At 62.8% G+C, this 22,386-nt stretch carries 26 protein-coding genes, 1 pseudogene and 1 riboswitch; of the genes and pseudogenes, 15 read left to right on the forward strand and 12 right to left on the reverse strand.

The features are described from left to right. The first annotated feature begins 48 nt into the window (after nt 1-48). The 3 genes from POS17_RS25065 to POS17_RS25075 all read left to right on the forward strand — a co-directional run bounded on the left by POS17_RS25065 (nt 49) and on the right by POS17_RS25075 (nt 2,894). Entirely contained in the window at nt 49-1,014 is a 966-nt protein-coding gene (locus POS17_RS25065; RefSeq protein ID WP_060840994.1) for a 2-hydroxyacid dehydrogenase, read from the forward strand. A gap of 30 nt (nt 1,015-1,044) precedes the next feature. Beyond that, nucleotides 1,045-2,043 (forward strand): class I SAM-dependent methyltransferase, encoded by a 999-nt coding sequence (locus POS17_RS25070; protein ID WP_060840995.1) that lies wholly within the window; start codon nt 1,045-1,047, stop codon nt 2,041-2,043. Between the two features lie 51 nt (nt 2,044-2,094). Then, nucleotides 2,095-2,218, forward strand: a riboswitch (yybP-ykoY riboswitch). A 91-nt stretch (nt 2,219-2,309) separates the two neighbouring features. Further along, nucleotides 2,310-2,894 carry a TMEM165/GDT1 family protein gene (locus tag POS17_RS25075; protein WP_042940848.1) on the forward strand — a complete coding sequence of 195 codons (585 nt, stop codon included), beginning with the start codon at nt 2,310-2,312 and terminating at the stop codon, nt 2,892-2,894. 84 nt (nt 2,895-2,978) lie between these two features. On the opposite strand, the gene POS17_RS25080 is transcribed toward POS17_RS25075, so the two are convergent. Next, nucleotides 2,979-3,797 (reverse strand): M48 family metallopeptidase, encoded by an 819-nt coding sequence (locus POS17_RS25080; RefSeq protein ID WP_060840996.1) that lies wholly within the window; start codon nt 3,795-3,797, stop codon nt 2,979-2,981. Between the two features lie 1,364 nt (nt 3,798-5,161). Here POS17_RS25080 and POS17_RS32840 point away from each other — a divergent pair. Beyond that, nucleotides 5,162-5,359: pseudogene (locus POS17_RS32840) on the forward strand (HAMP domain-containing protein); the annotation flags it as partial. 111 nt (nt 5,360-5,470) lie between these two features. Continuing rightward, nucleotides 5,471-6,214 carry a methyl-accepting chemotaxis protein gene (locus POS17_RS32845; protein ID WP_370059449.1) on the forward strand — a complete coding sequence of 248 codons (744 nt, stop codon included), beginning with the start codon at nt 5,471-5,473 and terminating at the stop codon, nt 6,212-6,214. Between the two features lie 123 nt (nt 6,215-6,337). Here POS17_RS32845 and POS17_RS25090 read toward each other — a convergent pair whose 3' ends face one another. Genes POS17_RS25090 through POS17_RS25100 form a run of 3 tightly spaced genes read right to left on the reverse strand, consistent with a single transcriptional unit; the run spans nt 6,338 to nt 7,452 of the window. Beyond that, nucleotides 6,338-6,958, reverse strand: a complete 621-nt coding sequence (locus POS17_RS25090) for an SOS response-associated peptidase (RefSeq protein ID WP_060840998.1) — start codon at nt 6,956-6,958, stop codon at nt 6,338-6,340. 35 nt (nt 6,959-6,993) lie between these two features. Next, a complete protein-coding gene (locus tag POS17_RS25095) occupies nt 6,994-7,254 on the reverse strand; it encodes a putative signal transducing protein (protein ID WP_060840999.1) in 261 nt (86 codons plus the stop codon). Between the two features lie 15 nt (nt 7,255-7,269). Next, on the reverse strand, nt 7,270-7,452 hold the full coding sequence (locus tag POS17_RS25100) for a CPXCG motif-containing cysteine-rich protein (protein ID WP_060841000.1): 183 nt from the start codon (nt 7,450-7,452) through the stop codon (nt 7,270-7,272). Between the two features lie 138 nt (nt 7,453-7,590). Here POS17_RS25100 and POS17_RS25105 point away from each other — a divergent pair, with 138 nt between their 5' ends. Then, nucleotides 7,591-8,757, forward strand: coding sequence for a 1-acyl-sn-glycerol-3-phosphate acyltransferase (locus POS17_RS25105; protein WP_060841001.1), 1,167 nt, complete (start codon nt 7,591-7,593; stop codon nt 8,755-8,757). Between the two features lie 66 nt (nt 8,758-8,823). Here POS17_RS25105 and POS17_RS25110 read toward each other — a convergent pair whose 3' ends face one another. Continuing rightward, complete coding sequence (locus POS17_RS25110) at nt 8,824-9,111, reverse strand: hypothetical protein (protein ID WP_173655916.1); 288 nt, start codon at nt 9,109-9,111, stop codon at nt 8,824-8,826. 188 nt (nt 9,112-9,299) lie between these two features. Here POS17_RS25110 and POS17_RS25115 point away from each other — a divergent pair, with 188 nt between their 5' ends. Further along, on the forward strand, nt 9,300-9,506 hold the full coding sequence (locus POS17_RS25115) for a hypothetical protein (RefSeq protein WP_016964398.1): 207 nt from the start codon (nt 9,300-9,302) through the stop codon (nt 9,504-9,506). Nucleotides 9,507-9,596: 90 nt separating this feature from the next. On the opposite strand, the gene POS17_RS25120 is transcribed toward POS17_RS25115, so the two are convergent. Next, on the reverse strand, nt 9,597-10,181 hold the full coding sequence (locus tag POS17_RS25120; RefSeq protein WP_060841003.1) for a YajG family lipoprotein: 585 nt from the start codon (nt 10,179-10,181) through the stop codon (nt 9,597-9,599). A gap of 206 nt (nt 10,182-10,387) precedes the next feature. On the opposite strand from POS17_RS25120, the gene POS17_RS25125 reads away from it, so the two are divergent. Both POS17_RS25125 and mqo read left to right on the forward strand, forming a co-directional pair. Next, nucleotides 10,388-10,621, forward strand: coding sequence for a hypothetical protein (locus POS17_RS25125; protein ID WP_060841004.1), 234 nt, complete (start codon nt 10,388-10,390; stop codon nt 10,619-10,621). 736 nt (nt 10,622-11,357) lie between these two features. Continuing rightward, complete coding sequence (gene mqo, locus POS17_RS25130; protein ID WP_060841005.1) at nt 11,358-12,869, forward strand: malate dehydrogenase (quinone); 1,512 nt, start codon at nt 11,358-11,360, stop codon at nt 12,867-12,869. Between the two features lie 66 nt (nt 12,870-12,935). On the opposite strand, the gene POS17_RS25135 is transcribed toward mqo, so the two are convergent. From POS17_RS25135 to POS17_RS25150, 4 genes are all read right to left on the reverse strand, one after another. Beyond that, a complete protein-coding gene (locus POS17_RS25135; RefSeq protein WP_060841006.1) occupies nt 12,936-13,223 on the reverse strand; it encodes a PA4642 family protein in 288 nt (95 codons plus the stop codon). 63 nt (nt 13,224-13,286) lie between these two features. Further along, complete coding sequence (locus POS17_RS25140; RefSeq protein ID WP_060841007.1) at nt 13,287-13,772, reverse strand: hypothetical protein; 486 nt, start codon at nt 13,770-13,772, stop codon at nt 13,287-13,289. 94 nt (nt 13,773-13,866) lie between these two features. Beyond that, nucleotides 13,867-14,340, reverse strand: coding sequence for a WbuC family cupin fold metalloprotein (locus POS17_RS25145; RefSeq protein ID WP_060841008.1), 474 nt, complete (start codon nt 14,338-14,340; stop codon nt 13,867-13,869). Nucleotides 14,341-14,343: 3 nt separating this feature from the next. Beyond that, entirely contained in the window at nt 14,344-14,901 is a 558-nt protein-coding gene (locus POS17_RS25150; protein WP_042941423.1) for a hypoxanthine-guanine phosphoribosyltransferase, read from the reverse strand. A 165-nt stretch (nt 14,902-15,066) separates the two neighbouring features. On the opposite strand from POS17_RS25150, the gene upp reads away from it, so the two are divergent. Both upp and POS17_RS25160 read left to right on the forward strand, forming a co-directional pair. Beyond that, the gene (upp, locus tag POS17_RS25155) at nt 15,067-15,705 is read left to right on the forward strand and encodes a uracil phosphoribosyltransferase (protein WP_011063386.1); all 639 of its coding nucleotides are present in this window, start codon (nt 15,067-15,069) and stop codon (nt 15,703-15,705) included. Between the two features lie 2 nt (nt 15,706-15,707). Beyond that, nucleotides 15,708-16,982: a uracil-xanthine permease family protein gene (locus POS17_RS25160; RefSeq protein WP_060841009.1), complete on the forward strand. Its 1,275-nt coding sequence runs from the start codon at nt 15,708-15,710 to the stop codon at nt 16,980-16,982. A gap of 56 nt (nt 16,983-17,038) precedes the next feature. On the opposite strand, the gene hemH is transcribed toward POS17_RS25160, so the two are convergent. Then, nucleotides 17,039-18,064 carry a ferrochelatase gene (gene hemH / locus POS17_RS25165; protein ID WP_060841010.1) on the reverse strand — a complete coding sequence of 342 codons (1,026 nt, stop codon included), beginning with the start codon at nt 18,062-18,064 and terminating at the stop codon, nt 17,039-17,041. Between the two features lie 13 nt (nt 18,065-18,077). Next, on the reverse strand, nt 18,078-18,980 hold the full coding sequence (locus POS17_RS25170; RefSeq protein WP_060841011.1) for a TIGR01777 family oxidoreductase: 903 nt from the start codon (nt 18,978-18,980) through the stop codon (nt 18,078-18,080). Nucleotides 18,981-19,174: 194 nt separating this feature from the next. Here POS17_RS25170 and POS17_RS25175 point away from each other — a divergent pair, with 194 nt between their 5' ends. The 4 genes from POS17_RS25175 (at nt 19,175) to POS17_RS25190 (ending at nt 22,383) form a co-directional block, all read left to right on the forward strand. Next, nucleotides 19,175-20,161, forward strand: a complete 987-nt coding sequence (locus POS17_RS25175; protein WP_060841012.1) for an NAD(P)/FAD-dependent oxidoreductase — start codon at nt 19,175-19,177, stop codon at nt 20,159-20,161. Next, nucleotides 20,158-20,373 carry a TIGR02450 family Trp-rich protein gene (locus POS17_RS25180; protein WP_015636962.1) on the forward strand — a complete coding sequence of 72 codons (216 nt, stop codon included), beginning with the start codon at nt 20,158-20,160 and terminating at the stop codon, nt 20,371-20,373. The genes POS17_RS25175 and POS17_RS25180 overlap by 4 nt, the downstream gene beginning before the upstream one ends. A 120-nt stretch (nt 20,374-20,493) precedes the next feature. After that, a complete protein-coding gene (locus POS17_RS25185) occupies nt 20,494-21,444 on the forward strand; it encodes a YbgA family protein (protein WP_060841013.1) in 951 nt (316 codons plus the stop codon). A 3-nt stretch (nt 21,445-21,447) separates the two neighbouring features. After that, nucleotides 21,448-22,383, forward strand: a complete 936-nt coding sequence (locus POS17_RS25190) for a MerR family transcriptional regulator (protein WP_060841014.1) — start codon at nt 21,448-21,450, stop codon at nt 22,381-22,383. Nucleotides 22,384-22,386 lie beyond the last annotated feature (3 nt).

The following is a 22,386-nucleotide window of genomic DNA, read 5'->3' on the forward strand; positions in this document are numbered from 1 at the left end:
AGGCTCGGCAGATTACGCCTTAGATCCCCCGTGCAAAAGGTACAGTTCATGACCAACAATCGCCGCGCCGTCTTTCTCGATCACAGCTCGCTGGACCTGGGCGACCTGGACCTGAGTGCGCTGCACGACTGTTTCAGCCCCCTGCAAGTGCATGCCCACACCCGCGCGGAGCAGGTGATCGAGCGCCTGCAAGGCGCCCAGGTGGTCATCAGCAACAAGGTCGCTCTGAGTGCCGAAACCCTGGCGGCCTGCCCCGATCTGCAACTGATCCTGGTGGCCGCCACCGGCACCAACAATGTCGATCTGAACGCGGCCCGCCAGCAGGGCATCCGGGTCAGCAACTGCCAGGGCTACGGCACGCCATCGGTGGCCCAGCACACCCTGATGCTGCTGCTCAATCTCGCCACTCGGGTGGCCGACTACCAAGAGGCCGTGGCCGCCGGCCGCTGGCAGCAGGCCAAGCAGTTCTGCCTGCTGGACTTCCCCATCATCGAACTCGCGGGCAAGACCCTCGGCCTGCTGGGCAACGGCGAACTGGGCAGCGCCGTGGCGCGCCTGGCCGAAGCCTTTGGCATGCGCGTGGTCTTGGGGCAGATACCCGGACGCCCGGCTCGAGCGGACCGCCTGCCGCTGGAGGAACTGCTGCCACAAGTGGATGCCCTGACCCTGCACTGCCCACTCAACGAACACACCCGAAACTTTATCGGTGCCCGGGAGCTGGCCCTGCTCAAGCCCGGTGCCCTGGTGGTCAACACCGCTCGCGGCGGCCTGATCGACGAACAGGCCCTGGCCGATGCACTGCGCAGCGGCCATCTGGGCGGCGCGGCCACCGACGTGCTGAGCGTCGAACCGCCGGTGGCCGGCAACCCCCTGCTGGCCCGTGATATCCCGCGCCTGATCGTGACCCCGCACAACGCCTGGGGCAGCCGCGAAGCCCGCCAGCGGATCGTCGGCCAACTGACGGAAAATGCCCGAGCCTTCTTCAGTGGCACCCCGCTGCGGGTCGTGAGTTGATAAACTTCGCCACTTTTTTCGGGGGCGACCATGGACACACGCAGCGAAGTACTGTTACGCCAGGCTCAGTTGTTTCAAGGCTCACTGCTGCTGGCCGGCCTGGCCGCGGATGATCTGCTGGGCCGCCTGCCCAACGCCCGGGGCTGGAGCTGGCACGCCGGCGACCACGCGGCCCTGGAGGCACGCTTTCCCGGGCGCTGCCACTTCGGCGTAGCCGCGCCGACCGAGGCCTTCGACAGCGCCGTGCTGTTTCTGCCCAAATCCAAGGACCTGACCGACTACCTGCTCAATGCCCTGGCCTCGCGCCTGGCCGGGCGCGAGCTGTACCTGGTGGGCGAGAAGCGCAGCGGCGTGGAAAGCGCCGCCAAGCAACTCAACCCCTTCGGCAAACCGCGCAAGCTCGACAGCGCGCGCCACTGCCAACTGTGGCAGGTCACGGTCGCCAACGCTCCCGAACCGGTGGCGCTGGAGAGCCTGGCCCAGGAATACCAACTGCCCCTGGCCGAAGGTCCATTGACGGTGGTCAGCCTGCCGGGAGTGTTCAGCCATGGGCGCCTGGATCGCGGCACCGCATTACTGCTGGAGCATCTGGATCACCTGCCCGCCGGTCATCTGCTGGACTTCGGCTGTGGCGCCGGGGTCCTGGGCGCCACGGTGAAACGCCGTTACCCGGACAACCGCGTGACCCTGCTGGATGTGGACGCCTTTGCCGCCGCCAGCAGTCGCCTGACCCTGGCCGCCAACGGTCTGCAAGCCGAGGTGCTGACCGGTGATGGCATCGACGCCGCGCCCATGGAATTGAACGGCATCCTGACCAATCCGCCCTTCCATACCGGGGTTCACACCGACTACCAGGCAACAGAAAACCTGCTGCGAAAAGCGAGTAAACATCTGCAAAAAGGCGGCGAACTACGGGTAGTCGCCAACAGCTTCCTGCGCTACCAACCCCTGATCGAAGAGCACCTCGGGCCGTGCGCGATCAAAGCCGAAGGCCAGGGTTTCCGGATTTACCGGGCCAAGCGCGGCTGAGACGGTTTTTCGCAAACAAGGCTTGCCGAATGGATTTTGCCTAGGCAGAATCCGCTCCGTCCTAGGGGAGTAGTCTCCCACGAGCGCCACGCTCGTCCGGCATGCGTCAACATACTTGGTCCTCAGACCATGGCGCATGCGACCCAAGAGTCCGCACAGACGGACCGCAGGGTTTGACAAGACCTATGACACGCACACCTTACCCGGGGCGGGAAGGCTGTACGTGTCATAGCCGTGTCGACCCGCCCCTTAGGAAAACCCTGATGATGCTGGATTCTCTCCTCGTTCCCACCGCAATCGTTGCCTTGGCCGAAATCGGCGACAAGACGCAACTGCTTGCCCTGATTCTTGCCGCGCGCTTTCGCAAACCCTGGCCGATCATCGCCGGCATCGTCGCCGCGACCCTGGCCAACCACGCGGCCGCCGGTGCGGTAGGTGCCTGGTTCGGCAGCTTCTTCTCCGACGCGACCCTGCACTGGATTCTGGCCGCCAGCTTCACCGCCACTGCGCTGTGGACCCTGGTACCAGACAAGATGGATGACGACGAAGCCACCACCGCCCGCAAGTTCGGGCCGTTCCTGACCACCCTGATCGCCTTCTTCCTGGCGGAAATCGGTGACAAGACCCAGGTCGCCACCGTCATGCTGGCGGCGCAATACCCGGACCTGTGGCTGGTGATCATCGGCACCACCCTGGGCATGCTGATTGCCAACGTGCCGGTGGTCCTGGCGGGCAACTTCGCCGCGGACAAACTGCCCCTGACCCTGATTCGTCGCCTGGCTGCGTCGGCCTTCTTCATCCTCGCCGTGGTGGCGGTGTACAAGGCCATGCAGATCAGCGGCTGGCTGTAAACGAAATCGCCGGCAAACCGACTCCCACACAACCTGTAGGAGCCGGCTTGCCGGCGAAAGCGTCAGCGACAATGAAGCGATGGATCAGGACTTCTTGGCCTGCTGATACAACGGCATCACCTTGGGAATCGCCGCCTGCAACGAAGCGATTCGGCTGCTGGAAGCCGGGTGAGTGCTCATGAACTCAGGCGGCGCCGAACCACCCGCCGCCTGGCCCATCTTGTTCCACAGGCTGATGGCGGCATTCGGGTTGTAACCGGCACGCGCGGCCAGCTCTAGGCCGATCAGGTCCGCCTCGTTTTCGTTCTCGCGGCTGTTGGGCAGGGTCATCAGCAAATTCACGCCGTTATCCCCCAGGGCAACGGTTTCCTGCGACACCCCGAACAGGGTAGCGATCTGCTTGCCGGCACCGACCGCGTACTGCTTGGACATGGCCTCGCGACCATGCTCGCGCAGGGCGTGGGCAATCTCGTGGCCCATGACCGCGGCGATTTCATCGTCGGTCAGTTTGAGTTTTTCGATCAGGCCGGAGTAGAAAATGATCTTGCCGCCAGGACCGCAGTTGGCGTTGAGCTCGTCGCTCTTGATCAGATTGACTTCCCACTTCCACTGCGCGCAGTCGGGGCGGAAAGTCGGGGCCTGGGCGATCAGCCGGTCAGCGATGACCTGCAGGCGCTTGGCATTGGCACTGGTCTTGTCCAGCACGCCCTGGCTGCTGGCCTCACCCAGGGTCTCCTGGTAGGACTGGGCGTAGGACTGATTGACCTCGGCACTGGACACCATGCTGAACATGGACTGCTTGCGATCCACACCCACCACGCCACCGCTGGTGGTATTGACCGTTTCACAACCGGTCAGGAGAACGGCAGCGCTCAGTGCACACACCAGTAACGACTTCTTCATCATGAAACCTCCCTGAAAACATGGCGCGTATCCTAAGGGCGGAACTGTATCCGCGCCAGATGCAAAACACCCATTGAGTCGCATTTCAGATACCGCTGGGTCGTTGAAGGAAAAAATTCACAGTTCGCTCCAGGCCGCCAGCGGCCCGCGACCCCCCCCCTCCAATAGCGACATGCATCACTCTGAAAGAGTCATTTGTGCACTCAAGGCTAATGACCCGCGAGGCTGCTGCCGATACAGCACGGCAGACCTCAATTCCTGCGCCCGGAGCCTCTATGAAGTTCAAGTCGATCCAGTTTTCCGTGGCCGCCCTGGCCGGAGCCATCGTTCTCAGCGTGGTTGCAGCCCTGGTGCTGTATGCCCTGTTCTCCGGCGCCAGGACCCAGCAAATGGTGCAAGAACGCACCCAGACCCAGTTCGAGCAAGTGATCGAGCAGCGCCTGAGCGGCCTGGCCCAGACCCAGGTCAGCCAGATCCAGCGCGAACTCGAAGCGCCGCTGCTGATTGCCGGCGGCCTGGTGCGGGTCAACGCCCTGCTGGGCACTGCGGATGCGCAAGGCCGCGCCGGCCTCAACCTGAGCCGGGAACAGCTGATCGCACTGGTCAAGGAAAACGTCACCCAGAATCCGAAGATCCTCGGCGCCTACATCGCCTGGGAGCCCAATGCCATCGACCACAACGACGCGGCCTATGTCGGCACCTCGGTGGTGGGCATCGACACCACCAATGGCCGCTTTCTGCCCTGGTGGTTCCGCAACGAAGACGGCAGCCTGGGCCTGGACAAACTGGCCGACGTCAACGACCGGACCCTGCTTTCCACCGGCGTGCGCACCAGCGAGTACTACCTGTGCTCCCAGGACAGTCTCAAGTCCTGCGTCATCGACCCTGCGCCCTACAAGGTCGGCGACAAGGTGGTGATGCTCGCGTCCTTTATTCAGCCCATTCTGCTCAAGGGCAAGTTCCAGGGCATCGTCGGCGCCGACCTGTCGGTGAACTTCATCCAGGACATGCTGGTGGGCGCCAATCAGAAGCTCTACAGCGGTGCCGGCGAGATGGCACTGATTGGCGGCAACGGTCGCCTGGTGGCCTACACCAAGGATTCGAGCAAGTTCGGCGAGAAGGTCAGCGATGTACTGCCCGCAGACGCGGTGGCCAGGCTGTCCAGCCTCAAGCGCGGCGAAGTGACCTACAACGTCGACCAGGCCAACGGCAAGATTGCCCTGTATCTGCCGTTCGGCATCGGCCAGACCGACGCCAACTGGACCCTGATGCTGCAATTGCCCCTGGGGGCGGTGATGGCCGATCTGAACACCCTGCAAAATGATCTGGCCGAACAGCGCAAGGCCGACACGTTCGGCATGGCCATGGTCGGCCTGCTCATCGCCGGCCTCGGCCTGCTGGTGATCTGGCTGGTGGGCCATGGCATCGCCCGGCCACTGCGGCAGATGGTGGCCATGCTCGACGACATCGCCCAGGGCGAAGGCGACCTGACCCGGCGCCTGACCAGCGACCGCGCCGACGAACTGGGCTCCATTGCCAAGGGCTTCAATACCTTCCTGGCCAAGCTGCAGGCGATGATCAGCCAGGTGGTGACCTCGGTGCAGAGCGTCAGCGACTCCTCGGAGCACACCGCCGACATCGCCATTCGCACCAACCAGGGTGTGCATAAACAGATGGTGGAAATCGATCAGGTGGCCACCGCGGTGCATGAGATGACCGCCACCGCCCAGGATGTGGCGCGCAACGCGACCCAGGCCGCACAAGCCGCCAGCCATGCCGATCAGGCCGCCAGCCAGGGCATGCAGATCGTGCGCGACACCTCCAGCGCCATTGGCGCCCTGGCCGAGGAGATCGGCCGCGCGGTAGGCGTGGTGCAAACCCTGGCCAAGGACAGCGAGAACATCAACGCCATCCTGATCGCCATTCGCGGCATCGCCGAACAGACCAACCTGCTGGCCCTCAACGCGGCGATCGAGGCAGCCCGGGCCGGCGAACAGGGGCGCGGCTTTGCCGTGGTCGCCGACGAGGTGCGCAACCTGGCGCAGAAGACCCAGCAGGCCACGGAAGAAATCCAGTCGATGATCCAGCAACTGCAGCAGGGCACCCGGGAAGTGGTGCGGGTCATGGAAGACAGCCAGCACAAGACCGACCAGAGCGTGGAGCATGCGGCCAAGGCCGCCCAGGCCCTGGAAACCATCACCCAGGCCGTGTCGGTGATCAACGACATGAACACCCAGATCGCCAGCGCCGCCGAGGAGCAGAGCGCCGTGGCCGAAGACATCAACCGCAACGTGATCAACATCGGCCAGGTGGCCAACGAAGTGGCCGGCGGCGCCGACGAGTCCAGTGCGGCCAGCGCCGGGCTGACCAAGCTGGCGGAACAGCAACGCCGCCTGATCAATCAGTTCAAGGTGTAAGCAGGCGACCTGCCTCCCCGCGTAGGAGCCGGCTGCTCGGCGAAGACGCTCTCAAAAGGGCCTCTTCGCGGGCTAGCCCGCGCCTACGGTTCGCTTGTGCAATCAGTGCCCGTGGCCGGTCCGTCAGGCCGGCGTCAGGCACTCGGGGCCGTTGAGCTTGGGATCGTTGACCAGATTGGCCAGGACCCGCTCGCGCAAGGCCGCGGGCGGGCTGGCAAGCAAGGCTTGCAGCACGTGCAACGGAGTCTCTGGATCGAGCCAGGCGTCCTGGCCGGCGGCATCGAGGATCAACGGGCGGCGCAGATTGGCTGCGGCCTGGGTCACCACCGCCGTACTCAACCAGACCTGCTCCTGCACCGGGTAGGCCTCCCAGATCGCCGCAAAGAAGATCGACGAACCCTCCCCCGGCGTCAGCCAGTAAGGCCGCTTGCGGCTGCCACCACGCCACTCATAGAAACCGTTGGCCGGCAGCAGGCAACGCCGCTCGCGAAATGCCTGGCGAAACATCGGCTGTTCGGCCAGGGTTTCCGCCCGGGCATGGGCCGGTGTGCGCGACAGATCGGTGAGCCACGCCGGGGTCAGCCCCCAACGGGCCCGGGCCAGGGTGCGCTGGCCGTTTTCCGCGCGCTGGATCAGCACCGAATCATTGGGCGAAATATTCCACTGCGCGCGCTGATCCTCGGGAAATCCCGGCAAGGCGGCAAAGGCGGGGTTCCAGCGAAACAGGGCATAACGTCCACACATGGGGCAATACAACTCTCGGCAAATCGGCGCTCAGCCTAACAGACCAGCACCCCGGCGAAGCTGTCCGGTTCGTCAAAGGGCAATGGCAGGGCCGCATTGTACGCAGCGATCAGGGCGCGTGCCTGCTGCGCCTGATGGTCGTGCACCGACAGCCCCAGCAACCCGAACAACGGCAGCTCCCCGGCCCCGCCGAGCAGGTCGCGCCCCTGGAGGTGGGACTCGATGCCCTCGCTGGCCAGCATGCACTGGAGCAACTCGCCTTCCATCAGGTTTTCCGGCTCGTAGATGCGCTGCATGAGAGCCTCTCCCCGTCAGTCGTTTTCACTGTGAACGTCGAGCATCCATTCATGGCCATCGGTCTGCAGCGTGAAGACTATCGGCCGGCAGCATACCGGGCAGTCTTCAATGTAGGTCTGGTCGCCAGCGGACAGGTCCAGAACCGCTTCCGCCTGTTCGCCACAGTAAGGGCACTGATAATGGTCGGTTTCCAGCATCGCCGTCTCCAGAGTGACTTATGCGTATAATCGCCGGTCTATTTGCAGGGCTTTTTTGTCTGAACCGCATTTTCAGACCGTGCCCGCTTTTTTTCGATCCGAACCTTTACTTACCCTAGCCGTTTCTAACAAGAGAGCATGATGGGCGAATTCGATGCCATCCGACCTTACCACGACAGCGAAGTACCAGCGGTGCTGGCCCGGCTGCTCAGCGACAAGGCGTTTCTAGATATCCTCACCCACTTTCGCTTCCCGCGTTTTGCCAACACGTTCGGCTGGCTGCTAAAACCCCTGATCGCCCATCGCCTGCGCCGCGAGTTCGCCGGAGTCACTTCGGTGGCCACGTTGCAGGACAAGGTCGAGTTCTACGTCGACCACACCATCGAACGCGCCACCGACGGCGTGACCTACACCGGCGTCGAGCAGTTCAAGTCGGGCACCGCCTATGTATTCCTGGCCAACCATCGCGACATCGTCATGGACCCGGCCTTCGTCAACTACGCGGTGTATCACGCCGGCCTGCCGACGCCACGCATCGCCATTGGCGACAACCTGCTGCAGAAGCCGTTTGTCAGCGACCTGATGCGCCTGAACAAGAGTTTCATCGTGCACCGCTCCATCAGCGGTCGTCGGGAAAAACTCGCGGCCTACCAATTGCTCTCGGCCTATATCAACCACTCGATCCGCAACGACGGCCAGTCGATCTGGATCGCCCAGGCCGAAGGCCGGGCCAAGGATGGCGACGACCGCACCGAGTCGGCCATCCTCAAGATGTTCCACATGAGCCGCAAGGACGAGCCGTTTGGCGAGGTGATCCGCTCGCTGAACCTGACCCCGGTGTCCATCAGCTACGAATACGACCCTTGCGACCAGGCCAAGGCTCGCGAGCTGTATATCCGCGCCACCACCGGCAGCTACACCAAGGCCCCGGGCGAGGACGACGTGAGCATCGCCAAGGGCATCACCGGCTACAAGGGCCGGGTCCACGTGAACTTCGCCGCTCCCATCAGCGCCCTGTTCGAAGACACCAAGCAACTGGCGATGGAAATGGACCGGCAGATTCTCGGCGGCTACCGCCTGTTCCCGGTGCACTACCTGGCTTACGCCCAGTGGAGCGACGCCGACCCGCAACTGCAGGTTCCGGCCGCCGCCGAAGTGTTCCCGGCGCAGGAACTGGCCAAGGCCGAGGCAGAATGGCAACGCCGACTGGATGCCTGTCCGCCGGAGCACCGCCCTTATCTGGTGCTGCAATACGCCAACCCGGTACGCAACCAGTACCGTGTCAAGGCCGGCCTGGCGCTGTAAGCGCGGCCCCGCAACGCACAACGGCGCCCATGGGCGCCGTTGTCGTCTCTGCAGCTTGGTGCCGGATCAGAAACGCGTGCTGATCCAGGACACCAGCAGCGCCAGCCCCAGGCAGGCGAAACCGAAACGATAGAAGAAGCGATTGATGCGCACAGTGGCGGGATCCAGCATCAGCAGCGGCTGATCCACGGCCCGGTCTTCACTCTGGGTGGCCAGGTTGGCCAGGGCCCGCTGTTCGCGGCGGCGGGTGGCATGCAACAGCCAGCTGCCCGGACAGGCGAACAACAGGGCCAGCAGGTTGATCAATTTGGCGGGGTGGGCGTTGAACATCGACCAGATCAGTTGCAGCGACATCATGAACCTCGAAGGAAAACCGCATTCGGGTCGCCGAGTGCACCCGCGCGCAGATTCTACTCAATCGCCGTCGAATCGCGGGGGGCTTTCCGACCAGTAACGAGGCACGGGGCAATTAATTTAAAGCGTCATCTTTTCGTCATCCAAACAAGCCAGTCTGTCGCCCCTCGAAACCCACGGAGCTTGTCATGCTGCACGCAGAAAACCAGGATCGCCTCTACCTGATCACCCCCAGCGAAGAACAGCAGGCGCTGGTGGGCGCCCTGGCCTTCAATGTTCAGGACCGGCACTGGCTGGTGTATTGCGCACTGGGCGGCCATCAGCACGCGGATCTCCCGGAAACCGACCTGCTGACCGGCATCAGCATGTTGGACTTCTACGTCGAAGCGGCCTGAGACACGACCAACAAAAAGCCCGGCGGCCTGAAGGGGCAACCGGGCTTCTGTCGACTGGGCCGGCAACGGATCCAGGTCCGTTGCAGCGCCTTATTCGCCGAGGATCTGACCGATGGTCGGGTCCTTGAACAGGCGGGTCAGCGCATCGCTCAACACATCGCCCACCAGCTTGGTGTTGGTGTCCTGGTTCGGCGCCATGCCGAAACGCTGGTCCAGGGACGCGCCATAGCGACCGCTGTAGCGGCGGTTGGCGTTTTGCACATCGGATCGGAAGGTCGCGCCAATGGTGGCCTCGGTCACGTACAGGCCTTCTTTAGGCGACTGGTACTTGAGCTCGGCCAGGGTCACGGTCAATTGCGGGGCGTTGCTGCCTCCAGCCGTCGGGGTGAAGCCCAGCAGGCGCACCGCCGCTTCGGCCTGGGCCTGCAGCTTCGGCAGGATCTGCGCGCTCTGCACGGTAATGGCGCTGGTTTCCGGATACAGGCCGCCACGGGTGCCCAGGGTCGGCGACGGACGTCCATCCACCACCTTCACCACCACCGGCTGACCATGGCCGACAGGCGCCAGCTGAGTGGTGAGCTTCGGCTCCGGGCTCAGTTGTTGCGGGCTGTGGGCGCAACCCACCAGCGACAGGCTGGTCACAGTGATCAAACCGAACAACAGGCGTTGCAACATGCTCATCTCTCCAGGAATCAGGCACAAACAGGCCCGCAGTATAGCGGTGCACAACCGCGACGAACCAGCGTCGGGCACGAGTTAGTCAAGACTCAGACAGGTGCCGTACAAGCGGGTTCCTGTAACCTGCCTTTCACCCGCGATACATCATCATGTAACGGTTCAAGGTCATTCTTATCGTCAATGACACAATCAGGTGCCTGGTCATGAACTTCCTCCGCTCCCTGTTCGCCCCGCGTCAGTCATTTCGCAGCTTCGCCTTGCTGGACAGCCAGGGACGCTGCCAGGCCTTCAAGCATTGTCTCGCCGCCCCGGTGGGCGACGGCTGGGTGGAAATCCGGGAGGTTCGCCTGAACTGGTTGCACCAGCCATTGCCCGCCAGCGCTTGGATCAGCCCACGCAGCAGCGGCCCTGTGGTGCAACCGATACTGGCCACCTGACCAACAGCCTAATAAAAGTCACGAAACAGGATCATTTCTGCGCATTTCTTCGTTACAATCTCCCCCCGATTATAAGGACGTCTCCTGATCGGGCCTCGCAGTACCGCCAACGCCACTGCATTGGCACCCCGCACCGCCCACAGAGAGCCGCCCACACAGATCGAGTGAAGCTGGCGTGCTTGCTGTACCACCTTGCAAACCTCCACTTTTCGCGAATCTGCAGAGCTGCCATTGCTCGGCCACTGAATTTTGCCCGTTGTGCCCGCGTGCATTGCATGCCGGCAACACCGCTCGGGCCAGGTGCCAGGCCGAGGCAGCCCTTTTTTGAGGTTCACGTCTTCAAAAGAGCGTGAAAAAACGGGTTTTCACAACTTCACAAGAGTGTGGCGAGCAAATGAATAGTTTTGCGTCTGAACTGGCACCATTGGCCTCTACAACAGCCCGATTACACAGGACCGAGCACTCCTCAAGAACTGGTGCTTGAAGCCTGTCCGCTGACGGATTTGGTTGCACGAGCGGATGTATCGACCATAAGTCGAATTGCCCGAAGCGCCCCGAGATGCGTTCATATGCACCTTGAGGCCCGGTTGGCAGCGTCCGCAGTAGTTGCAAAGAATTGCGAAGATTCGGACATGGCGATCCTGGCCATGGGTAACCTGGGGCATTACGTGAACCGCCCCGTCACTCCTGGCAGCCATGCCGTCAATTTGGTGCTGCAGATTTTGGAGACGCGTTAATGGCGCATAACGAAGCAGTAGACGTCGTATTGGTTGGGGCCGGCATCATGAGTGCCACCCTCGCTGTACTGCTCAAGGAGCTCGACCCCGCGATCAAGCTGGAAGTCGTCGAGCTGATGGATTCGGGTGCCGCGGAGAGTTCCAACCCGTGGAACAACGCCGGTACCGGCCACGCCGGCCTCTGTGAGCTGAACTACACGCCACAGGCCGCCGATGGCAGCATCGACATCAAGAAAGCCGTGCACATCAATACCCAGTTCGAAGTGTCGAAACAGTTCTGGTCCTACCTGACCAAGAAAGGCACCTTCGGTTCGTCCAAGTCCTTCATCAGCCCGGTGCCGCACCTGAGCTTCGTGCAGGGCGACAAGGGTGTGTCCTTCCTCAAGAAGCGGTTTGAAGTGCTGAGCCAGCACCACGCTTTCGCGGACATGGAATACACCGAAGACAAGGCCAAGATGGCCGAGTGGATGCCACTGATGATGCCGGGCCGCCCGGCGGACGAAACCATCGCCGCGACCCGGGTGATCAACGGCACCGACGTCAACTTCGGCGCTCTGACCAACCAGTTGCTCAAGCACCTGACCAGCGCACCCGATGCCCAGGTCAAGTACTGCAAGCGCGTGACCGGCCTCAAGCGCAATAAGGACAACGGCTGGACCGTGAGCATCAAGGACGTCAACAGCGGCAACAGCCGCGAAGTCGACGCCAAGTTCGTGTTCCTCGGCGCCGGCGGCGCGGCGCTGCCGCTGCTGCAGGCTTCCGGCATTGAAGAAAGCAAGGGCTTCGGCGGCTTCCCGGTGAGCGGCCAATGGCTGCGTTGCGACAACCCGGAAGTGGTCAAGCAGCACCAGGCCAAGGTCTACAGCCAGGCCGCGGTGGGTTCGCCGCCGATGTCGGTGCCGCACCTGGACACCCGCGTGGTCGACGGCAAGAAGTCCCTGCTGTTCGGACCTTATGCCGGCTTCACCACCAAGTTCCTCAAGCACGGCTCGTTTCTCGACCTGCCAATGTCGGTTCGCGCCGGCAACATCGGCCCAATGCTGGCCGTGGCCCGGGACAACATGGACCTGACCAAGTACCTGGTCAGCGAAGTCATGCAGTCCATGGAACAGCGCCTGGAGTCCCTGCGCCGCTTCTATCCACAGGCCAAGGCCGAAGACTGGCGCCTGGAAGTGGCCGGGCAACGGGTACAGATCATCAAGAAAGACCCGAAGAAAGGCGGCATCCTGCAGTTCGGCACCGAGCTGGTGGCGGCCAAGGACGGCTCTCTGGCCGCCCTGCTCGGCGCCTCTCCGGGTGCATCGGTGACCGTGTCGATCATGCTGGAACTGATCGAACGCTGCTTCCCGGCCAAGGCCAGCGGCGAATGGGCCGCCAAGCTCAAGGAAATTTTCCCGGCACGGGAGAAGGCCCTGGAAACCGACGCAGCGCTGTATCACAAGATCAACAGCGAAAATAACCTGAGCCTGGAGCTGGTCGAGCCAAGCAAGGAAACCGAAAGCTGCGCCTGATCCGCCGCCCATAAAAAACGCCCGTCCTGTGCAGGTCGGGGCGTTTTTTTATGCGTTTTGAACGACTCAGCCGCGGGCGTTGTTCATCAGCTCGATGTAGTCGGCGGCGTTGCGCTGATCCTTGATCAGGTCAACGAAGGTCTGGCCGTGCTCATCCTTGCCGTCCAGGTCCAGGCCGGCTTCGAGGAAGAAGACCAGGAAGCGCTCGAAGTCGTCGATGCGCAGACCACGATAGGCCTTGATCAGCTTGTGCAGGGACGGCGAAGTGGCGTCGACCGGCTCGAAATCGAGGAACAATTTGATCTGCTCGTCGCTGATCTCGTCACCAATCACTTGTTTCTTATCTTTACGCATCGCCGACTCCAGCTCGCAGACATTACACGGGGCCGGCAGTTTACCCTCAGCCTGCCTCGGGCCTCAACGCGGACGCACGCTGCCGGTGTGCAAGTCGGCCCAGATATGGCCATTGGCGTAGCTGAGGAATTGACAATACACGGTGTCGTTACGCAACAGGTCCATCACCGCCCGGTACTGAGCCAGGGGGTAATAGAGCGTCAGGGTCCTGGCCTTGGCGTCGTACTGGGGCTTTTTCAGGCTTTTGCTCTCACCGTCGAAATTCACCAGCACCTGGCTGATGGTGGCGCCCTTGTTCAACGGCTTGCCCTTGAGCCGCACCCACACCGGCGAGGTCACCGGAATCGGCTGCTGATTGGATTGACGCTGGCTGCCGATCACCACCGAGTACTCGGTGACCTGCAACAGCTGCTGCTGTTCAGGAACCGAGTCGCGCAGAGTCAGGTCATCAGGCGGCAGGAATTGCCCATGCAGGGGCGCCGGGGCAGCTGCCAGGGGCAGGCTCAAGCTCAGAAGAAGGGCCGCGCTAGTGCGAATCAACAGGCTCATGACAGGCTCCAATCAAGGGCTGAGCACTCTAGCACGGGTTTTTGCCGCAGATCTTCACCACCTGCGATCGTAAGCTCAGGTTACGCACAGACCCTCAGTCGAACTGAGCACGCATCCAGGCCTGGTATTCGGCGACCCCGGGCTCACCTTCCCGGGGCGCCCAAGCAGCCAGCTCGCCGTCACTCACCGGACGATAAGGACCGGCCTTGCATTCGAACATCAGGCTGTCGGCTTCAAGCACCACCAGGCCATGGAACACCCCGGCCGGCAGATCGACACCGATGCAGTCACCACCGGCCTGCAAGACGCGCTTGCCCTGGACCTGGCCCGCCTCATCGAAGATCAGCACGCCCAACCGCCCCTTGAGCACCAACAGGGTCTCGGCCTTGTCGGCGCTCAGGTGCCGGTGCGGGGGAACATAGGTCGAGGGTTGCAGCGCCACCGCCATGCGATGGCAAGGCTCTTCCATGGCGTGGAAGTTGTGGTGCTGACGACCACGGGGATTGGCCGCCGCCTTCTCAGCCAGGTCGCTGAACAAGGCTTGATCGAGAAAGCTCGGCACGGTCATGTCTTACATCCCCTTCACGGCATAGATGCCGGCGGCGTTACGCCAGTAGCCCTTGTAGTCCATGCCGTAGCCGAAAACGTAACGGTCGACGCAAGGCAGGCCCATGTAATCGGCCTTGAGGTCCGGACGGGCCTTGCGATCGTGTTCCTTGTCGATCAGCACTGCCGTGTGCACGGCACGGGCGCCGGCGTGTTTGCAGAAGTCGATGATGGCGCCCAGGGTGTGCCCCTCATCGAGAATGTCATCGATGATCAGCACGTCGCGGTCAATAAAGGAGACTTCCGGCTTGGACTTCCAGAACAGCTCGCCACCGCTGGTTTCGTTGCGATAGCGCGTGGCGTGCAGGTAGGAGGCTTCCAGGGGGAACTGCAAGTGGGTCAGCAGTTTGCCGGCGAAGATCAGGCCGCCGTTCATGACGCAGAACACCACCGGATTGCGCTCAGCCAGTTCTTCAGTGATTTGTGCACCGACACGGGCGATGGCCGCCTCGACTTCAGCTTCGGTGTACAGGCAGTCAGCCTCGCGCATGATTTGACGGATATGCTCGAGATCAGCGGACATGGCGCTCTCCAAGGGGGTGGCAGTTTCGGAAAAGCGGGCAAAGGTACGCATCCGGCCCGATCAGATCAAGCGTTTCTGGACTAACGTACTTTATGTCTATAGGACAACCACCCCGGATAGATTAATCTAGGCCGTTTTTTTTGCCCGCCGCCGGAGCCTTTCCCTATGCCCATCCGTGAGATCCGCCATCCGCTGATCCGACACAAACTTGGCCTTATGCGCCGCGCAGACATTAGCACGAAGAACTTTCGCGAGCTCGCTCAGGAAGTCGGTGCCCTGCTGACGTACGAAGCCACCAAAGACCTGCCCCTGGAAAGCTATGAAATCCCGGGCTGGTGCGGCCCTGTCCAGGTCGAGAAAATCGCCGGCAAGAAGATTACCGTGGTGCCGATCCTGCGCGCCGGTATCGGCATGCTCGAAGGCGTACTGAGCCTGATCCCGGGCGCCAAGGTCAGCGCCGTGGGCGTGGCCCGCAACGAGGAAACCCTGCAGGCCCACACCTACCTGGAAAAACTGGTACCGGAGATCGACGAGCGCCTGGCGATGATCATCGACCCGATGCTGGCCACCGGCAGCTCCATGGTCGCCACCATCGACCTGCTGAAAAAGGCCGGTTGCCGCGACATCCGCGCCATGGTCCTGGTGGCTGCTCCCGAAGGCATCGCCGCCGTGGAACAGGCCCACCCGGACGTGACCATCTACACCGCGTCCATCGATCAGAAGCTCAACGAACATGGCTACATCATTCCTGGCCTGGGTGATGCCGGTGACAAGATCTTCGGCACCAAGCAGAAGGACTCCTGATCATGCAGGACGAGTTCAACGATCCGCTCTGGCGCCAGGTGCTGTCTGGCGCACAGATGCTCTTCGTGGCCTTTGGCGCCCTGGTGTTGATGCCGCTGATTACCGGTCTTGACCCGAACGTGGCGCTGTTCACGGCGGGTCTCGGGACTCTGTTGTTCCAGCTGGTAACCGGGCGCCAGGTGCCGGTGTTCCTGGCGTCGAGCTTTGCCTTCATCACCCCGATCATTCTTGCCAAGGGCCAGTTCGGCCTGGCGGCGACCATGGGCGGCGTGATGGCGGCAGGCTTCGTCTACACCTTTCTCGGCCTGGCGGTGAAGATCAAGGGCACCGGTTTCATCGACCGTCTGCTGCCGCCGGTGGTCATTGGCCCGGTGATCATTTCCATCGGCCTGGCCATGGCCCCCATCGCCGCCAACATGGCCATGGGCAAGGCCGGTGACGGCAGCGAGCTGATCCATTACCAGACGGCCATGATGATCTCCATGCCGGCGCTGCTCACCACGTTGATCGTGGCGGTGTTCGGCAAAGGCATCTTCCGCCTGGTGCCGATCATTTCCGGGGTGCTGGTGGGCTTTGCCCTGTCCTTCTACTTCGGCGTGGTGGACACCGCGAAGATCGCCGCCGCCCCCTGGCTGGCACTGCCACACTTCACCGCACCGGAGTTCAACTGGCAGGCGATCCTGTTCATTGTCCCTGTGGCCCTGGCTCCGGCCATCGAGCACATCGGCGGAGTCATTGCCGTGGGCAGCGTCACCGGTCGCGACTACCTGAAGAAGCCCGGCCTGCATCGCACCCTGTTCGGTGACGGCATCGCCACCACCGCAGCCGGCCTGTTCGGCGGCCCGCCCAACACCACCTACGCCGAAGTCACCGGCGCAGTGATGCTGACCAAGAACTACAACCCGAAAATCATGACCTGGGCGGCGGTCTTCGCCATCTCCCTGGCCTTTATCGGCAAGTTCGGCGCCCTGCTGCAAAGCATTCCGGTGCCAGTGATGGGCGGGATTCTCTGCCTGCTGTTCGGTTCGATTGCCGCGGTGGGCATGAATACCCTGATCCGCCACAAGATCGACCTGGGCGAAGCCCGCAACCTGGTGATCGTCTCGGTCACCCTGGTGTTCGGGATTGGCGGCGTGCTGGTGGGAACCGGCACCGGTCCGGACGACTTCGGCCTCAAGGGCATCGCCCTGTGCGCCATCGTCGCCATCGTGCTGAACCTGGTGCTGCCGGGTAATGACGGCTGGAAGAACAAGAAGGCCGACGAGCCCTTGATCTGAAGAACCTTCGCCGGCAAGCCGCCCCCTCGCAGGAGCCGGCTTGCCGGCGAAGCTGTTTACAACGCCAACGGCGCCCTGGCGCACAAGGTGTTCAAGGCCTGCGCCCATTGCGGGTCGTCATTCAGGCACGGGATCAACAGCAGATCCTCGCCCCCCGCCTCACGGAACTGCTCGCGCCCGCGATCACCGATCTCCTCCAGCGTCTCGATGCAATCGGCGACAAACGCCGGGCACATCACCATCAGCTTCTTCACGCCCTGCTTGGCCAGCTCATCAAGGCGCGTCTCGGTGTAGGGCTCGATCCATTTGGCCCGGCCCAAGCGCGACTGAAAGGACACCGACCATGTGCCATCCGCCAGCCCCAGGTGCTCGGCCAGGGCCGATGCCGTTCGCAGGCACTGGGCGCGGTAACAGGTGGCCAACACCGCGGGAGAAGCGTTGCGGCAACAGTCGGCATCCTTGAAGCAATGCTGACCGGTAGGGTCGAGCTTGGTCAGGTGCCGCTCCGGCAGACCGTGGAAGCTCAGCAGCAGATGATCATGCTCCTGGGCCAGGTAGGGTCTGGCACTGGCCGCCAGGGCCTCGATGTACTCAGGCTGATCGTAGAACGGCTGCAGCACGCTCAATTGCACATCCAGCTTGCGCTCGCGCACCACGCGCCGGGCCTCCTCGATCACCGTGGTCACGGTGCTGTCGGCGAACTGTGGATAAAGCGGAGCCAGGGTGATTTTCTTCTGTCCCTGGGCCACCAGCTTGAGCAGCGCCGACTCGATCGAAGGCTCGCCGTAACGCATCGCCAGCTCTACCGGGCCCTGCTTCCACTGCTCGCTCATCACCTGCTGCAAGCGGCGGCTGAGCACCACCAGCGGCGAACCGTCCTCCCACCAGATCGAGGCGTAGGCATGGGCCGACTGCTCCGGGCGCTTGATCAGGATCAGCGACACCAATAACCGCCGCACCGGCCAGGGCAGGTCGATGACATAGGGGTCCATGAGGAACTGGTTGAGGTAGCGGCGCACATCCGCCACCGAAGTGGAGGCCGGCGAACCGAGATTGACCAGGAGCAACGCGTGATCGGTCATGCAACGTCCTATTTCAAAGGCGGCTGGCAATATCGTCCAGGGCCGCGGACAAATCAGTGAACTGGAAAGTGAATCCCGCCTCCAGCAAACGCGCGGGAACGGCACGCTGGCCACCCAGCAACAGCAACGACAACTCACCCAGGGCCAGGCGCAAGACAAAGGCCGGCAGCGGCATCAGCGCCGGACGGTGCAGCACCCGCCCCAGGCTCTTGGCGAATTCGCGGTTGCGCACCGGCTTCGGCGCGCAGGCATTATAAGGACCCCGTGCCTCATCCTGATGCACAAGAAAATCAATCAGGGCAATTTGGTCGTCGATATGAATCCACGGCATCCACTGCCGGCCGCTACCGATAGGACCACCCAGTCCCAGCTTGAATGGCAGCAGCAGGCGCGACAAAAAGCCGCCCTCGGCAGACAGCACCAAACCGGTGCGCACCAGCACCACACGCACCCCCATGGCTTCGGCACGCTGGGCCGTTTCTTCCCAGGCAATGCACAGCTGGCTGGCAAAGTCTTCATTGATCGGCGGCGAATCCTCGCTCAGTTCCCGCTCCCCTGCGTCGCCGTACCAGCCCACCGCCGATCCCGAAACCAGGACCTTGGGCTTGCTCTGGCGACTTTCGAGCCAGGCCAGCAGGGTTTCGGTGAGGGCAATACGGCTGCCCCACAGCAGCGCCTTGCGCTTATGGGTCCAGGGCCGATCGGCGATCGGGGCGCCGGCCAGGTTGATCACCGCATCCAGCGGCGCCTGGTCCAGCTCTTGCAAAGTTCTGATGGCCCGCACTTGAGGGCCGCACAGAGCGGCCACTTTTTCGGGATGGCGCGTCCATACACTCAATTGGTGACCCTGGGCCTGCCAGTAACGACACAGCGCACGCCCGATCAAACCAGTACCGCCGGTCAGCAATATATGCATGACATCTTCCTCGCGTGGCGTTTTACCCGAATCACTAGTCTATTTTTATAAGCAGGGATCTTTTCAATCGGACAGGCTGTGACTTAACGATAGACAACCTGCACAACCGATGACGCCGAAAGCTATACCAAAAAACAATATTGTACAGGTTTTAGTAGCGGCGTAATCTGTACAGACTGGTAAACGAGGCCCCTATGACAGTACCCATCGCAATCATTGGTACCGGCATCGCCGGACTCTCCGCCGCCCAGGCACTTCGAGATGCCGGGCACAGCATCCAACTCTTCGACAAAAGCCGCGGCAGCGGTGGACGCATGTCGAGCAAGCGCAGCGATGCCGGCAGCCTGGATCTGGGGGCCCAGTACTTTACCGCCCGGGACCGTCGTTTCGTCACCGAAGTCCAGCGCTGGCAAGCCAAGGGCTGGGTCGCCGAATGGGCACCGCAACTCTACAACTCCCACGGCGGCCAGCTCAGCCCCTCCCCCGATGAGCAGACCCGCTGGGTCGGCACGCCACGCATGAGCGCCATCACCCGCGCCCTGATCGGCGACCTCGAAGTGCACTTCGCCTGCCGCATCACCGAGGTCTTCCGTGGCGAACAGCACTGGCACCTGCAGGACGCCGAAGGCTTTACCCACGGCCCCTTCAGCCATGTGGTGATTGCCACGCCGGCGCCGCAAGCCACCGCTTTGCTGGCCGCCGCGCCGAAGCTCGCCGGGGTGGCCGCCGGGGTGAAAATGGACCCCACCTGGGCCGTGGCCCTGGCTTTCGATACCCCACTGGAAACCCCGATGGAGGGCTGCTTCGTCCAGGACAGTCCACTGGACTGGCTGGCCCGCAACCGCAGCAAGCCTGGACGCGATAGCCACCTCGACACCTGGATCCTGCATGCCACCAGCACCTGGAGTCGGCAGCACATCGACCTCTCCAAGGAGGCCGTGACCGAACAATTGCACGGGGCCTTCGCCGAGCTGCTGCACAGCGTCATGCCCGCCCCGACCTTCAGCCTGGCCCATCGCTGGCTCTACGCCCGCCCGGCCACCAGCCATGAATGGGGCGCCCTGGCCGACGCCGACCTGGGGCTGTATGCATGCGGCGACTGGTGCCTCTCCGGTCGGGTCGAAGGCGCCTGGCTCAGTGGCCAGGAGGCCGCACGCCGGCTGCACGAGAGCCTGCAGTGAATCGACTCAACCCACGCAAACTGCTGCTGTCGAAATGGACGGCAGCCCATCCGCAGCGCCGCGAAAAGCACTTTCTGGTCACCGAACTCTTCTGCGATGAAGAAGGCACCGTGCTGGACATCGAACTGCAAGCGGTGCTCACCCGACGCTGCCAGCGATTGAGCTGGCAAACCCTCCAAAACGACAGCGAGTGGCGAATGGGCTGGCGGTAACCGGCGCAACCGCAGGGCAATACCTATACAAACAATTTGACTTGTACAACTTTAATTCTATGATGAAGACAAGTTGTACAACGTCAGGTTTTTGTACAGGTAAGCCCTGGAGGTTGCAGCATGTCCGCCAAGCCGAAAATTGCCATCAGCGCCTGCCTGATGGGTGTGGAAGTCCGCTACAACGGTGGACACAAAGAGTCCCGGCTGTGCAGCCGAGTCCTCAGCGAACACTTCGACTTCCTGCCCCTGTGCCCGGAAGTCGCTATTGGCATGGGTACCCCCCGCGAACCTATCCGACTGGTCGGCGACCCCGAGCAGCCGCGGGCCGTGGGCACCGTGGACCCCAGCCTGGACGTCACCCTGCCCCTGGCCGAATATGGCGAGCGCATGGCGGCCGAGGTCGATGACATCTGCGGCTACATCTTCATGCAGAACTCGCCCTCCTGCGGCCTGGAGCGGGTCAAGGTGTACCAGGCCAACGGCATTCCCCATCGCAACGGCGGTCGCGGCATCTATGCCCAGGCGTTCTGTCAGAAACATCCCGATCTGCCAGTGGAAGAAGCCGGGCGCCTGAACGATCCGGTGCTGCGGGAAAACTTCCTGACTCGGGTCTACGTCTATCGCGACTGGCAGGCGCTGCTCAAGCAGGGCCTGACTCGCCGCGCCCTCACGGACTTCCACTCGCGCTGCAAATACCTGCTGATGGCCCATCACCCGGTGCAGTACAAGACCCTGGGCAATCTGCTGGGCAGCATGGGCAAGAGCGATCCGAGCCTGATCGGCCCGCGCTATTTCAGCGAGCTGATGGCGGCGCTGAGCAAATGCGCGACCCGCGGCACCCACAGCAATGTGCTGCAGCACCTGAGCGGCTACCTCAAGCAAGCCATCAGCAGCGCGGACAAGCAGGAAGTGCAGCATGTCATTGGTCAGTACCGTCACGGCATCGTGCCTCTGGTGGTGCCCCTGACCCTGCTCAAGCACCACTTCCGCCAGCACCCCGATCCCTACATCGCCCAGCAGTTGTATTTGCAGCCGCACCCGGAAAACCTCAGCCTGCGCAACGCGATCTGAGCCATGAAAGCACTCGATCAACAGGCCGAAGACAACAGCGCCCACTACCGGCGCGCCCTGGATGAAGGCTGGCTGCCGATTCGCGAAGTGGCGCGCCAGACCGGGGTCAACGCCGTCACCCTGCGCGCCTGGGAGCGCCGTTACGGACTGATCGTGCCCCTGCGCACCCCAAAGGGCCACCGCCTGTACTCCCAGGAGCAGGTGCAGGAAATTCTCACCATCCTCACCTGGCTCAATCGCGGGGTGGCGGTCAGCCAGGTCAAGCACCTGCTGGACAGCGCCCCAAGCGCCAGCACACCGGCCGAGAACGACTGGCAGCGCCTGCGCCAGACCCTGAGCCTGGCGATCAGCCAACTGGCCGAGCGCAAGGTCGACGACACCTTCAACCAGGCCATGGCCCTGTATCCGCCGCGCACCCTGTGCGAGCACCTGTTGATGCCGTTGCTGGCAGAACTGGAGCAGCGCTGGCAGGGTCAGTTCGGCAGCCAGATGGAGCAGGTGTTCTTCTACTCCTGGCTGCGCAGCAAGCTGGGGGCACGGATCTACCACAACAATCGACAGCTGCAGGCCCCACCGCTGCTGCTGGTCAACCAGTCGGACCTGCCGCTGGAACCCCACCTGTGGCTGACCGCCTGGCTGGCCAGCAGCGCCGATTGCCCGGTGGAAGTCTTCGACTGGCCACTGCCCGGCGCCGAACTGGCCCTGGCCGTCGAACGCCTGCAGGCCCGGGGCCTGCTGCTGTATTCAAGCAAGGCTCTCAACCCTGCGCAGTTGCCCAGGCTGCTCAACGGCATCGGCTGCAAAAAATTCATCGCCGGACCCGCGGTGTGCATCCATCCCGCCGAGTGGTCCGTATGTCTCTCTGAAATCGCCGATCTGCACCTGGCCCAGGACCCGATAACGGCCTGCCAGGCGCTGCTCGAGCGAGGACTCTTCTGAACC

The organism is Pseudomonas sp. Os17 (assembly GCF_001547895.1).
Taxonomy (GTDB): Bacteria; Pseudomonadota; Gammaproteobacteria; order Pseudomonadales; family Pseudomonadaceae; genus Aquipseudomonas.

Coding starts and splice junctions, on each gene's coding strand:
- POS17_RS25065 (WP_060840994.1), top strand. CDS start 49: ATGACCAACAATCGCCGCGCCGTCTTTCTCGATCACAGCTCGCTGGAC.
- POS17_RS25070 (WP_060840995.1), top strand. CDS start 1,045: ATGGACACACGCAGCGAAGTACTGTTACGCCAGGCTCAGTTGTTTCAA.
- POS17_RS25075 (WP_042940848.1), top strand. CDS start 2,310: ATGCTGGATTCTCTCCTCGTTCCCACCGCAATCGTTGCCTTGGCCGAA.
- POS17_RS25080 (WP_060840996.1), bottom strand. CDS start 3,797: ATGAAGAAGTCGTTACTGGTGTGTGCACTGAGCGCTGCCGTTCTCCTG.
- POS17_RS32845 (WP_370059449.1), top strand. CDS start 5,471: ATGGTGGAAATCGATCAGGTGGCCACCGCGGTGCATGAGATGACCGCC.
- POS17_RS25090 (WP_060840998.1), bottom strand. CDS start 6,958: ATGTGTGGACGTTATGCCCTGTTTCGCTGGAACCCCGCCTTTGCCGCC.
- POS17_RS25095 (WP_060840999.1), bottom strand. CDS start 7,254: ATGCAGCGCATCTACGAGCCGGAAAACCTGATGGAAGGCGAGTTGCTC.
- POS17_RS25100 (WP_060841000.1), bottom strand. CDS start 7,452: ATGCTGGAAACCGACCATTATCAGTGCCCTTACTGTGGCGAACAGGCG.
- POS17_RS25105 (WP_060841001.1), top strand. CDS start 7,591: ATGATGGGCGAATTCGATGCCATCCGACCTTACCACGACAGCGAAGTA.
- POS17_RS25110 (WP_173655916.1), bottom strand. CDS start 9,111: ATGTCGCTGCAACTGATCTGGTCGATGTTCAACGCCCACCCCGCCAAA.
- POS17_RS25115 (WP_016964398.1), top strand. CDS start 9,300: ATGCTGCACGCAGAAAACCAGGATCGCCTCTACCTGATCACCCCCAGC.
- POS17_RS25120 (WP_060841003.1), bottom strand. CDS start 10,181: ATGTTGCAACGCCTGTTGTTCGGTTTGATCACTGTGACCAGCCTGTCG.
- POS17_RS25125 (WP_060841004.1), top strand. CDS start 10,388: ATGAACTTCCTCCGCTCCCTGTTCGCCCCGCGTCAGTCATTTCGCAGC.
- mqo (WP_060841005.1), top strand. CDS start 11,358: ATGGCGCATAACGAAGCAGTAGACGTCGTATTGGTTGGGGCCGGCATC.
- POS17_RS25135 (WP_060841006.1), bottom strand. CDS start 13,223: ATGCGTAAAGATAAGAAACAAGTGATTGGTGACGAGATCAGCGACGAG.
- POS17_RS25140 (WP_060841007.1), bottom strand. CDS start 13,772: ATGAGCCTGTTGATTCGCACTAGCGCGGCCCTTCTTCTGAGCTTGAGC.
- POS17_RS25145 (WP_060841008.1), bottom strand. CDS start 14,340: ATGACCGTGCCGAGCTTTCTCGATCAAGCCTTGTTCAGCGACCTGGCT.
- POS17_RS25150 (WP_042941423.1), bottom strand. CDS start 14,901: ATGTCCGCTGATCTCGAGCATATCCGTCAAATCATGCGCGAGGCTGAC.
- upp (WP_011063386.1), top strand. CDS start 15,067: ATGCCCATCCGTGAGATCCGCCATCCGCTGATCCGACACAAACTTGGC.
- POS17_RS25160 (WP_060841009.1), top strand. CDS start 15,708: ATGCAGGACGAGTTCAACGATCCGCTCTGGCGCCAGGTGCTGTCTGGC.
- hemH (WP_060841010.1), bottom strand. CDS start 18,064: ATGACCGATCACGCGTTGCTCCTGGTCAATCTCGGTTCGCCGGCCTCC.
- POS17_RS25170 (WP_060841011.1), bottom strand. CDS start 18,980: ATGCATATATTGCTGACCGGCGGTACTGGTTTGATCGGGCGTGCGCTG.
- POS17_RS25175 (WP_060841012.1), top strand. CDS start 19,175: ATGACAGTACCCATCGCAATCATTGGTACCGGCATCGCCGGACTCTCC.
- POS17_RS25185 (WP_060841013.1), top strand. CDS start 20,494: ATGTCCGCCAAGCCGAAAATTGCCATCAGCGCCTGCCTGATGGGTGTG.
- POS17_RS25190 (WP_060841014.1), top strand. CDS start 21,448: ATGAAAGCACTCGATCAACAGGCCGAAGACAACAGCGCCCACTACCGG.